Source organism: Stenotrophomonas sp. 05L44_2, from assembly GCF_056665995.1.
Window position 1 is genome coordinate 1 of sequence record NZ_JBFTNR010000645.1, and the last position, 2,397, is coordinate 2,397.

The following is a 2,397-nucleotide window of genomic DNA, read 5'->3' on the forward strand; positions in this document are numbered from 1 at the left end:
GTACTACGCCCATGCCCTACGCCACTGCCCTGCCGCTGCACCCGCAAGGACCACCGATGAACCTGGTCCTGTACGGGATCGACCGTGAACTGCTGCCGCGCCTGGCTGCCAAGCTGCCGCCGGCCACGGCACTGCACTGGCAGGACAGCAGCGAGCCGACCTCGGCCCAGGACCTGCAGCGTGGCCCGCAGAACCTGGTACTGCTGGACTTCCGCCCGGAGCATGCCTCGGCATCGACGGTACYGGCGCAGCAGCTGCAGCAGACCCAACCCGAATTGACTCTGGTGGCCGTGGGCGCCACCAGCGCCGGCCAGGTGGAAGGCGTGGTGATGGCGCTGCGCGCCGGCCTGCGCGATGTACTGGACCTGGACAGTGACAACACCGGCATCGAAGCCGCCCTGCGTCGCGCTTTGTCACCGCGCCCCGCCGCAAGCGCACAGCAGGCGCACAAGGCGCGCCTGATCGTGCTGCTGGGCGTGCGCGCCGGCGTCGGCACCAGCACGTTGGCCGCACACCTGTCGGTGCTCGCACAGCAGACCCGCACCCTGGCCCAGGGCGATGCCGCCGTGCAGGACGGGCTGCTGATGGAGCTGGCGCAGCCGGCCGGCGACCTCGCCCTGTACCTCAACCTGGACAGCCGCTTCCACTACGAAGACGCGCTGCGCAATGCCAGCCGCATCGATGCCACCCTGGCCCGCACGGCGATGGCCCGGCACACCAGCGGACTGGTCCTGCTCGACCGTGCCAGCGGCAGCGACGCACTGCCGCCCTCCGATCCTGGTGCGCTGCTGCAACGACTGCGCGGCGTGTTTTCCAGCGTACTGTGCGATGCCGGCGGCTGCCCGCTGCGGCAGCTGCCGCCGCTGCTGCTGGACCAGGCCGATGAAATCTGGCTGGTGGCCGACGCATCGATCGCCACCCTGGTGTCGCTGGATCACGCCCTGAAGCACCTTTCCGGCCAGCGCGAGCGCGAGAAGCGACTGCAGCTGGTGATCAACCGCCACGACGACAACAGTGGCATGAGCCCCGAACAGATCGCGCGCCGCTTCGAGCTGCCGCTGCTGGCCACCCTGCCCGAGCGGTCGCGGGTACGCGCCTCCGCCAGCCATGGCCATCTGCTGCTGCAGGATGCGCCGCGCGACCCGTACCTGCGTGCCCTCGCCCCGCTGGTGCAACGCCTGGATCCGGCTGCCTGCCCGGTCCAGGCGCACGGCCTGCGGGAAAGACTTGCCCTTGCCCTGGGTGGATCGCAATGGAAGACAAAGTGACCCCGTTCCCGCACGTTGTCGCCCGCAGCACGGTGCCGGAGCATGCACCGGGCAGCCTGCCGTTCGCACAGACCGAGCAGTACCAGAAGGTGCTGTCGGCCGCGCACGAGCATCTGCTCAACAGCATCGAAGACGAGCGCATCGACATCGATTCCTGGGCCCCCGACACCATCGCCCGCTGGGTGGAAGTGCAGACGGTCAGTTTCATCCAGGAATGGCGCATCCCCATCAACGAAGAAGAAATGCAGGTGGTGGCCGAAGGCCTGGTCAAGGAGCTGACCGGTTTCGGCCCGCTCGATGACCTGCTGCATGACCCCACCATCGAAGACATCCTGATCAATGGCTTCAAGGATGTGCATGTCTCCCAGGGCGGGCAGCTCAAACGCGCACCTCAGCGCTTCACCGATGACACCCACCTGCTGCGCATCCTGCGCCGCATCATCGCCCCGCTCGGCCGCCGCCTGGATGATTCCAATCCGATGGTCGATGCACGCCTGCCCAATGGTGGCCGCCTCAACGCGATCATCTCGCCACTGGCGGTGGACGGGCCGATGGTGTCCATCCGCAAGTTCCGCAAGGATCCGTTCACCCCCGACGAACTGCTGGCGAAGGGCACCTTCGATGCGCCGATGCAGGCGCTGCTGAAGGCGATGGTGCTGGGCCGCTGCAACATCCTGGTGTCAGGTGGCACCAGCTCGGGCAAGACCTCGCTGCTCAATGCGCTGGCCAGCTATGTGCCGGCCAACGAACGCGTCATCACCGTGGAAGACACCGCCGAGCTCTCGCTCAACCACCCGCATGTGGTGCGCCTGGAGAGCCGCATCGGTGGCGCCGAAGGCCAGGGCGCGGTCAGCATCCGCGACTTGGTGCGCAACAGCCTGCGCATGCGCCCGGACCGCATCGTGGTCGGCGAAGTGCGTGGCGCCGAGGTGCTGGAGATGCTGCAGGCGATGAACACCGGCCATGACGGATCGATGGCCACCATCCACGCCAATTCACCGCGCGACTGCCTGTACCGCATCGAGATGCTGGCCGGCTTCGCCGGTTTCCAGGGCAGCGAAGACAGCCTGCGCCGGCAGATCGCCAGTGCCATCGACTTCATCGTGCAGATCTCGCGCCTGGGCAGCGG

The 2,397-nt window shown here is 67.7% G+C and carries 2 protein-coding genes; both read left to right on the forward strand.

Going from position 1 to position 2,397, the window contains the following annotated elements; translation table 11 throughout:
• Positions 1–11 precede the first annotated feature (11 nt).
• Positions 12–1,268 (forward strand): CpaE/TadZ family protein, encoded by a 1,257-nt coding sequence (locus AC1VAN_RS18665; protein ID WP_480986426.1) that lies wholly within the window; start codon positions 12–14, stop codon positions 1,266–1,268.
• A partial coding sequence (locus AC1VAN_RS18670) for a TadA family conjugal transfer-associated ATPase (RefSeq protein WP_480986425.1) occupies positions 1,253–2,397 on the forward strand: 1,145 nt, incomplete at its 3' end. The genes AC1VAN_RS18665 and AC1VAN_RS18670, both read left to right, overlap by 16 nt.